This is a genomic window from Brachybacterium nesterenkovii (assembly GCF_900163655.1).
Lineage (GTDB): Bacteria > Actinomycetota > Actinomycetes > Actinomycetales > Dermabacteraceae > Brachybacterium > Brachybacterium nesterenkovii.
Window position 1 is genome coordinate 1 of record NZ_FWFG01000044.1, and the last position, 7551, is coordinate 7551.

13 protein-coding genes are annotated in these 7551 nt (G+C 70.2%); 5 read left to right on the top strand and 8 right to left on the bottom strand.

Annotation, left to right across the window (positions count from 1 at the left end; genetic code table 11):
* The coding region (locus FM110_RS04500) for an alkaline phosphatase D family protein (protein ID WP_234991906.1) at positions 1 to 1554 on the top strand (1554 nt) is incomplete at its 5' end.
* 21 nt (positions 1555 to 1575) lie between these two features.
* On the opposite strand, the gene FM110_RS04505 is transcribed toward FM110_RS04500, so the two are convergent.
* The 3 genes from FM110_RS04505 to FM110_RS14095 form a co-directional block, all read right to left on the bottom strand.
* Positions 1576 to 1986: a hypothetical protein gene (locus FM110_RS04505; protein ID WP_234991907.1), complete on the bottom strand. Its 411-nt coding sequence runs from the start codon at positions 1984 to 1986 to the stop codon at positions 1576 to 1578.
* Positions 1979 to 2380: a putative quinol monooxygenase gene (locus FM110_RS04510; protein WP_087103078.1), complete on the bottom strand. Its 402-nt coding sequence runs from the start codon at positions 2378 to 2380 to the stop codon at positions 1979 to 1981. The genes FM110_RS04505 and FM110_RS04510 overlap by 8 nt, the downstream gene beginning before the upstream one ends.
* Positions 2381 to 2447: 67 nt before the next feature.
* Positions 2448 to 2621: a hypothetical protein gene (locus tag FM110_RS14095; RefSeq protein ID WP_159457972.1), complete on the bottom strand. Its 174-nt coding sequence runs from the start codon at positions 2619 to 2621 to the stop codon at positions 2448 to 2450.
* A gap of 283 nt (positions 2622 to 2904) precedes the next feature.
* Between FM110_RS14095 and FM110_RS04520 the strand changes: the two genes are divergently transcribed.
* The 3 genes from FM110_RS04520 to FM110_RS04530 are packed head-to-tail and all read left to right on the top strand — an operon-like array spanning position 2905 to position 4963.
* Entirely contained in the window at positions 2905 to 3624 is a 720-nt protein-coding gene (locus tag FM110_RS04520; RefSeq protein WP_200810163.1) for an MSMEG_4193 family putative phosphomutase, read from the top strand.
* Positions 3621 to 4196, top strand: coding sequence for a DUF3090 domain-containing protein (locus tag FM110_RS04525; protein WP_087103080.1), 576 nt, complete (start codon positions 3621 to 3623; stop codon positions 4194 to 4196). Before FM110_RS04520 ends, FM110_RS04525 begins: the two co-directional genes overlap by 4 nt.
* Positions 4196 to 4963 (top strand): SCO1664 family protein, encoded by a 768-nt coding sequence (locus FM110_RS04530; RefSeq protein WP_087103082.1) that lies wholly within the window; start codon positions 4196 to 4198, stop codon positions 4961 to 4963. Before FM110_RS04525 ends, FM110_RS04530 begins: the two co-directional genes overlap by 1 nt.
* 58 nt (positions 4964 to 5021) lie before the next feature.
* On the opposite strand, the gene FM110_RS14800 is transcribed toward FM110_RS04530, so the two are convergent.
* From FM110_RS14800 to FM110_RS04540, 3 genes are all read right to left on the bottom strand, one after another.
* Positions 5022 to 5255: a VOC family protein gene (locus FM110_RS14800; RefSeq protein WP_327230420.1), complete on the bottom strand. Its 234-nt coding sequence runs from the start codon at positions 5253 to 5255 to the stop codon at positions 5022 to 5024.
* The gene (locus FM110_RS14805; protein WP_327230422.1) at positions 5252 to 5407 is read right to left on the bottom strand and encodes a VOC family protein; all 156 of its coding nucleotides are present in this window, start codon (positions 5405 to 5407) and stop codon (positions 5252 to 5254) included. Before FM110_RS14805 ends, FM110_RS14800 begins: the two co-directional genes overlap by 4 nt.
* A gap of 233 nt (positions 5408 to 5640) precedes the next feature.
* Positions 5641 to 6144: an AAA family ATPase gene (locus FM110_RS04540; RefSeq protein ID WP_159457973.1), complete on the bottom strand. Its 504-nt coding sequence runs from the start codon at positions 6142 to 6144 to the stop codon at positions 5641 to 5643.
* A gap of 40 nt (positions 6145 to 6184) precedes the next feature.
* Between FM110_RS04540 and FM110_RS04545 the strand changes: the two genes are divergently transcribed.
* Entirely contained in the window at positions 6185 to 6649 is a 465-nt protein-coding gene (locus tag FM110_RS04545) for an MmyB family transcriptional regulator (protein WP_200810164.1), read from the top strand.
* 106 nt (positions 6650 to 6755) lie between these two features.
* Here FM110_RS04545 and FM110_RS04550 read toward each other — a convergent pair whose 3' ends face one another.
* Together FM110_RS04550 and vapB are read right to left on the bottom strand one after the other, a co-directional pair.
* Positions 6756 to 7175, bottom strand: a complete 420-nt coding sequence (locus FM110_RS04550) for a PIN domain nuclease (RefSeq protein WP_070502224.1) — start codon at positions 7173 to 7175, stop codon at positions 6756 to 6758.
* Positions 7166 to 7390, bottom strand: a complete 225-nt coding sequence (gene vapB / locus FM110_RS04555) for a type II toxin-antitoxin system VapB family antitoxin (protein ID WP_087103089.1) — start codon at positions 7388 to 7390, stop codon at positions 7166 to 7168. Before vapB ends, FM110_RS04550 begins: the two co-directional genes overlap by 10 nt.
* Positions 7391 to 7551 lie beyond the last annotated feature (161 nt).

The following is a 7551-nucleotide window of genomic DNA, read 5'->3' on the forward strand; positions in this document are numbered from 1 at the left end:
CATGACGGAGAGCTGCGGGAGGTCCGCGGACGCCCCGGCGCCGCTCGCCTGACCCTGCCCTCCGGCCTGCAGACCGAAGACGTCACCATGGACTCCGCCGTGCTCTGGTCCCGCGCCTCGGGCGAGGGCCGGCTCCACGCCGTCCTGCACGCCCTGGACCATGAAGGCCGTCGCCTCACCTCCTCCTCGAGGGGCCGCGGGAAGGCCCGCGGCCGGGACGGCGAGCCGCTCGTGCTGCGCGGCCCCTGGGCCACCGAGCGGACCGACTTCACCGCCCGGATCAGCGCCACGGACCTCCCCTCCGACACGCTGTACGAGGTCGAGCTGTTCTTCGAGGACGAGAACGGGAAGCGGGGCGAGGTCGGCATCGGCCGCTTCGGGACCGCGCCCGGGCACCGCTCCGACGGGGCGCAGTCCTTCGTCTGGACGGCCGACACCGCCGGCCAGGGCTACGGCATCAATCCCGACGTCGGCGGCATGTTCGGCTACGAGGCGATGCGCGCCGTGGAGCCCGACTTCTTCCTCCACGCCGGGGACACGATCTACGCCGACGGCCCGATCGAGGAGAGCATCGAGGAGCCCGACGGCACGATCTGGCGCAACCTGGTCACCGACGAGGTCGCGAAGGTGGCCGAGACGCTGCGGGAGTTCCGCGGCCGCCACAGCTACAACCTGAGGGACGAGAACATCCGCGCGCTGTACGCCGAGGTCCCGGTCATCGCCACCTGGGACGACCACGAGACCACCAACAACTGGTGGCCCGGCGAGGTGCTGGAGGACGACCGCTACTCCGTCGTCGACGTGGACACCCTGGCCGCGCGCGGCCGACGCGCCTGGCAGGAGTACCAGCCGATCGCCGACGTGCGCTCCCTGACCCCCGGCACCGGCTTCGAGCCGGAGCGCATCTACCGGAAGATCTCCCGCGGCCCGGCGCTGGACGTGTTCGTGCTCGACATGCGCACCCACAAGGGCGAGAACACCGACGGCAAGGAGCAGCGCGCCACGTCGATGCTCGGCGAGGAGCAGCTGCAGTGGCTGCTGAAGGGTCTGCGCAGGTCGCAGGCGACCTGGAAAGTGATCCTCGCGGACCTGCCGCTGGGGATCGTGGTGCCCGACGGCGAAGGCCAGGAGTCGATCGCCAACGCCGAGGACGGCGCACCCCTGGGCCGTGAGCTGGAGCTCGCGCGCCTGCTGTCGGGGATCAAGTCCCAGCGCACCCGCAACGTCGTCTTCCTCACCGGCGACGTCCACTACTGCGCCGCGCACCACTACTCCCCCCAGCGGGCCGCGTTCACCGACTTCGACCCGTTCTGGGAGTTCGTGGCCGGACCGATCAACGCCGGCTCCTTCGGCCCCAACGAGATGGACGGCACCTTCGGCCCCGAGGTCGACTTCCAGAAGGCCGGCCCCGCGATGGGCTCCCCGCGCGACGGGAAGGGCCAGTTCTTCGGCCGGGTGGAGATCGCGCCCGACGGCGAGGAATTCACCGTGGAGCTGATCGATGCGGCAGGCGAGGTGCAGTACACCCGCACGCTGACGCCGCAGCCGCGCTGACCGTCACTGGACGTTCCGCGCTCAGCGGCCGTCCCGGCCCGCCCCGTCCGCCCGGGTCGCCGGCAGCTCGCGCCAGGCCAGACGCACGTCGCCGGGTGTCGACCGGAGCGCGTCGGCGAGGTCGTCGGCCGCGCCCTGGAGCGAGGAGAACCCGTCCTCGCCCGAGGACTCCAGGACGATCACCCAGCCGTCCCCGTCCTCCCGCGGCGCGGTCGCGGCGGTGAAACCGCCCCAGTAGTGGACGCGGACGCCGTCGGGGACGGAGTCGTCCTGGATCTGCGTGAGCGGTGCCAGGAACCTCTCCACCGCCGGATCCGCCGCAGGTCCGGTGACGGACGCCTCGACCTGCACGGACGTGTCCACGTCGAAGGGCCAGTCCTCGTACCACTCGCTGCTGGGCCGGAAGGAGGGGATCTCGGTCGCCTCAGCCATGTGCCGCTCCCTGTGTCCGTCGGTGATGATCATCGTCGAGCCCGCGGGATGCACCGGTCGGCGTCGGGTCGGGGGTGACGGACTCGACGACGTAGTCCCGTGCGACCCCCGAGGTGGCCTCGGACCACGGGCTCGAGCGGACCCGCGCCTGATGCGTGTCGAACGCGGCACGGTCCACGAACAGCTCAGAGACTGTCCAGACCAGGGGGTCCTCGGTCGGCTCGACCGCGAAGCGGAGGCATCCGGGCTCGGCGCGGGTGAGGGCGACGTGCTCGGGCAGGTGCCGGCGGACCGCGGCGGCCTCGTCGAGATCGCCGCAGACCAGTCGCCCGGTGAGCTCGACGGCGCCTGTGCGGCCCTCGTCTCTCGTGCCCGCTGTCGAGATGCCGCCCATGCTGTGCCCCCTCGTCGTGCGGTTCGACCTGCCACGATACCGTCGGCCGCCGCTCGGTGGAGATGGATCACTCGCCGGCGTCCCCGGACCCCTTCGCGACGGGACCTTCGCGGAACAGGTCGGCGATCTCCTCCTCAGGGCGGGGCGCGATCGTCTCGTCGTCCTCGAGGTCCGGGAGCGGGGTCTCCTCCCCCCGGCCGGGAGCGTGGTCATGGACGGGCTTCTGGTGCGGTGCGCTCATCACGATCCCTTCGATGCCGTGTGACCCAGGATACGCCGCGGGGCATGCCGCGCGCCCTCACGGTCGCGACGTCCCGGCTCGACGGGATCACCGCCGGGCCCGCCATCTGACGGCTGCGGTCCGTCTCAGCCGAGCAGGAGAAGGGCCTCGAACACCGGGGAGATCGGGCCGCATGACCACCGCACGGAGCTCTGCCATCCAGGCGGCATCGGCGAGGCTGCTCGGTCGAAAGCTCCGCTGCTGTGTCACACGACGACCCTACCCGCGTGGCTAGGCTGGAGGGATGGCGACAGTTCTCCTCGTGCGGCACGGTCGCACCACGGCCAATTCGACAGGACTTCTGGCAGGGCGGACCCCCGGTGTCGCCCTCGACGCTCACGGACGGGACCAGGCGGCGCGGACCGGAGACAGGATCGCGGCAGTGCCCGTGGCCGCGGTGGTCTCGAGTCCGCTGGACCGCTGCCGGGAGACCGCCCGGGCCATCGTCGAGCGACAGGCGGTAGCGCCGCCCTCGTCGGTCGAGGACGAGATCACGGAGTGCGACTACGGCCGGTGGCAGGGCCGACGGCTCGACGATCTCGCGAAGGAGGATCTGTGGCGGACCGTGCAGTCGCATCCCTCCGCGGTCGTCTTCCCCGGCGGCGAGTCCATGACGGGGATGCAGGCCAGGGCGGTGGCGGCGATCAGGCGCCATGATGCGGAGATCGAGGCCGAGCACGGTCCGGGAGCGGTGTGGGTGGCGGTGAGCCACGGCGACATCATCAAGTCGGTCCTGGCCGATGCGCTCGGCATGCACCTGGACATGTTCCAGAGGCTGGAGGCGGGCCCCGCCTCGGTGTCGATCGTGAGCTACGGCGCGATCAGGCCGAGGGTCCTGGCGATCAACACCGACTCCGGCGATCTGTCCTGGCTCGCGGCGGGCGTCCGCGCCGGTGATGCCGCGGTGGGCGGCGGCGCGGGCGCTCCCGCTGCCGAGGCCGCGGCGCCTAGGATCGTCACATGACCGACGTGCCCGCCCATGTTCATGAGTTCGACTGGCCGGACCGGGTCGTCCTCGGGACGGTCGGGCGTCCCGGGGCCCGGACGTTCTACCTGCAGGCGCGCACAGGGGCGCAGATCGTGAGCATCGCCCTCGAGAAGGAGCAGTCGGCCCTGCTCGCGCAGAAGATCGACGAGATCCTCGACCGGCTCCGCGAGGTCGAGGGCAACCGCTGGAGCGTTCCCACCAGCACTCCCGTCGAGCTGGTCGACAATGCTCCGCTCGAGACCGTCCAGGAGCAGTTCCGCGCCGGCACCATCGGCATCGGCTGGGACCCCATCACGGCGCAGGTGATCATCGAGGCGCATCCTCTCCCCGCCGACGACGAGCTCGACGAGGGGTTCGCGGAGGACTCGTCCGCGGAGGACTCCTTCGCCGAGGACTCCGAGATGCTGAGGGTGAAGATGCCCGTCGGCACCGCCCGGGCGTTCACCCAGCGCACCCGCGAGCTCGTGGACGCCGGGCGTCCCCTGTGCACTCTCTGCGGCTACCCCATCGACCCCGATGGCCACACCTGCATCATCCCCGAGTCCTGATGTCCCAGGCTGACCTGGTGACCGCCGAGCTGACGCTCACCGGTCGCCTCGCGACGGCGTCGAACGCGACGTTCCTGGGCAGGATCGGCGACGATGCGGTCGTGTACAAGCCGGTGGCGGGCGAGGCCCCGCTCTGGGACTTCCCCGGCCGGACTCTGGCCCGTCGGGAAGTGGCCTCCTTCCTGGTCTCCGAGGTCCTCGGCTGGGACGTCGTGCCGCGCACCTGGCTGCGCGACGGCCCGTTCGGGGAGGGGATGGTGCAGCTCTGGCAGGAGCGGGACCCCGATCAGAGCCCCGTGGACCTCGTCGCGGCGGACCAGGTGCCCGAGACAGGCTTGCGCGCTGTCCTCGAGGGCGAGGACCAGGATGGTCAGCAGATCGTCCTGGTCCATGAGGACACGCCCGCGCTGCGGCGCATGGCGGTGTTCGACGTGATCGTCAACAACGCCGACCGCAAGGGCGACCACGTCCTGGCCATGGAGGGCGGGCACCGCTACGGCGTCGATCACGGCCTCACCTTCCACCACGACGACAAGCTGCGCACCGTCCTGTGGGGCTGGCTGGGCGAGCCCTTGACCGCCGAGGAGCTGGGAGGCGTCGGCCGCGTCGCCGACGAGCTGGACGGCGAGCTCGGCGAGCGTCTTGCGGAGCTGCTCAGCGCCGACGAGCTCGCAGCCCTCGCAGCGCGATGCGCCCGGCTGCAGGAGGACGGGCTCTTCCCGGCCCCGGGCGGCGAGATGCCGGCGGTGCCGTGGCCGCTGTTCTGAGCGCGGCCACACTCTCCGACGACACCCCCTGGCGGCGGGCGACTGCACCGACCTCATGTCACGCAGCCGGCGTCATCACCTCGACACGGTTGCCGAAGCCGTCGCGCGCATGGAAGCGGACGTACCCCTCGAAGGTGTCGCGCTCCGCCCAGGAGAGCTCATAGCCGGCGTGTTCGATGCGTGCAGCCGTCGCCTCGAGCTCGTCGAGCGTGTCGAGGACGAGACCCGGATGGGCCTTCTCGGCCGGACGGAACGGCTCCTCCACGCCGAGATGGAGCTCGGCGGTGATCACGTCACCGTCGAAGGCACGGAACCAGCATCCGCCCGGCCTGTGAGCGACGGCGGCTTCGACACCTCCTGCAGCCCGAGCGCCTCACCGTAGAAGCGGCGAGCATCATCCTCCCCGTCGCGCGCGATGGAGATCTGAACGTGGTGGAGCCTCATCGCCGCCTCCTTTTTATCTTGACGTCAAGATACCTCTAGCATCCAGGCCATAACCGGCCGGGTCCGACGCGAGACCGATCGCTCGGCTGCCCGATGAGTCTCCTCTCCGCGGACCGCCCGCGCGGCGCGGTGAGGCGCCGGACGTGACGCGCACCCCGCGGACTGGGGTTCTGCACGTTGACGCGGGACTCCACCATGCGCACACGCCGAGAGTCATCGTCGTCGATGACACCTCACCGCACGCCCAGCCCGGTGACGAGAAGATCCGCAACCTTGTCGGCAGTCCGCTCGCCTGTGTCGATCTCCGCCACGGCATCGGACCACGCCGCACAGTCGGAACGCCTGCGCTGCACGTCCGCCCAGGTCGGTTCGCCGACATGCGCGAGCCCTCGATCCCTGCCATGGAGCTTCCGTCGATGCTCCTGCGCATCCGAGATCAGGAGGTGCACGAACTCGATGTCTGCACCTGTTCGTGCCGCGGCAGCACGCCAGGTCTGCCGGGCCTCGTCGCTGTCGCCCACCGCGTCGACGACGACATCGTGGCCGAGCCCAAGGTTCAGCTCGGCCATCGCACGCGTCGCCTCGTAAGCAGCGACCCCGACCACCCAGCCTCGCGGCAGACCGCCGGCGAGCATCGAGTCCTCGACCACGTCGACGGACAGGTGGACCGACCCTGTGCGCGCAGCGACGATCTCGGCGATGCTCGTCTTCCCGACTCCCGGGAGACCGGTGAGCACGACCAGGCGAGCGCACGGTGGAACCAGGAGATCTGCCTCGGTGGACTACTACACCCGGATCGAGAAGGGCGAGCTGACCGGGGTCTCCGACGCCTCCGCGCCGAACCTGGCATCCTTCGTCTTCCTCGACCCCGCCGCCGCCAGGTTCTACGACGTCCTCGACGGAGCCGCCGCCACCTGCGTGAAGATCCTGCGCGCCCAGGCCGGAGCGACGCCGCACGACAAGCAGCTCAGTCAGCTCGTCGGCGAGCTGACCACCCGCAACGAGGACTTCAGCGCCCGGTGGGCCGCTCACGACGTCGGCGTCCACCGCGCCGGGACGAAGATCCTCCACCACCACGAGGTCGGGGAGCCCACCCTCGACTTCGAGGAGCTCGCACTGGACTCCGAGCCGTCGATCACCCTGTCCGCCTACATCGCAGAGCCCACCGCCCCGACGGCGGAGAGACTGCAGCTGCTGGCGGCGTGGAACGCCGCCGATGCGACAGAGCTGCGCAGGATCTGACGTCAGCACGGGCACTGGCGGCACCAGTGCCGGGACATCGTCTCGAAGCCCACTGAGATCCTGCACCGCCAGCCGATTCATGGGCCGGTGACGCGACCGCAATGGGTCAGTTCAGTACGAGCGTCTCCACAGGCTGACCGGTGACCTCCGCGATGAGATCGAAGTCCTTGTCGACGGCCAGGACTGTCAACCCCGCTTTCTCCGCCGTCGCGGCGATGAGCAGATCCGGGATGGACGGAGCGCGGTGCCGGCCACGATCGGCGAGGAGCATCTGCACCTCGAAGGCGCGGTCCTCCATCGCGGGCGTGAGGTGCTCGATCGGCATGAGCGACAGCGGAGGCAGCCCGAACGCCTCGCGCCCCACTTCACCCGAGCGGACGGAGAAGCCGAGTTCGAGCCGCGTCACCGTCGAAAGACGCATCAGCCCGCGCTCAATGCGCGAGTTCCACTCGGAGAGGCTCGCCGCCTGCCCGGCCTGCATCCGCACGTATGCCGATTTGTCGACCAGCCAGTTCGTCACCGCCACGCGGCATCCATCACGTCAGGGTCAGCAAGATCCCTGAAAACCTCCGCTGAGCGCCTCCAGTCATCAGCATCGACCGTGGCCGCTGCTGGAGGCGGGGCATCTTGCTCCAAGCGCCGACGCAGGTACTCGTTGCGCGAGAGCCCCAGGGCCGCCGCCTCAGCATCGATGCGCTCGACGGCAGACTCACTCAGACCACGGATCAGCACGTTCGTCATCACGACCACCTCCCCCAGAACGATATCGTGATATCACACTTGCGTCGAGGGCCACTCGGCTCTGACTGCGGCACACGCGCGAAGGTGCCTGCCTAGACGTTAAACCGGCTCTTCAGAGTTGAGTGTGGGGTGAGGCGTCGAGACCGCCGGTGATCAGGAGC

What these genes read in the sequence shown, in the direction of transcription:
- FM110_RS04525 (WP_087103080.1), top strand. Translation starts at nt 3,621, where the DNA reads ATGACCGACGTGCCCGCCCATGTTCATGAGTTCGACTGGCCGGACCGG.
- FM110_RS14095 (WP_159457972.1), bottom strand. Translation starts at nt 2,621, where the DNA reads ATGAGCGCACCGCACCAGAAGCCCGTCCATGACCACGCTCCCGGCCGG.
- vapB (WP_087103089.1), bottom strand. Translation starts at nt 7,390, where the DNA reads ATGACGAACGTGCTGATCCGTGGTCTGAGTGAGTCTGCCGTCGAGCGC.
- FM110_RS04510 (WP_087103078.1), bottom strand. Translation starts at nt 2,380, where the DNA reads ATGGGCGGCATCTCGACAGCGGGCACGAGAGACGAGGGCCGCACAGGC.
- FM110_RS04520 (WP_200810163.1), top strand. Translation starts at nt 2,905, where the DNA reads ATGGCGACAGTTCTCCTCGTGCGGCACGGTCGCACCACGGCCAATTCG.
- FM110_RS04530 (WP_087103082.1), top strand. Translation starts at nt 4,196, where the DNA reads ATGTCCCAGGCTGACCTGGTGACCGCCGAGCTGACGCTCACCGGTCGC.
- FM110_RS14805 (WP_327230422.1), bottom strand. Translation starts at nt 5,407, where the DNA reads ATGAGGCTCCACCACGTTCAGATCTCCATCGCGCGCGACGGGGAGGAT.
- FM110_RS04505 (WP_234991907.1), bottom strand. Translation starts at nt 1,986, where the DNA reads ATGGCTGAGGCGACCGAGATCCCCTCCTTCCGGCCCAGCAGCGAGTGG.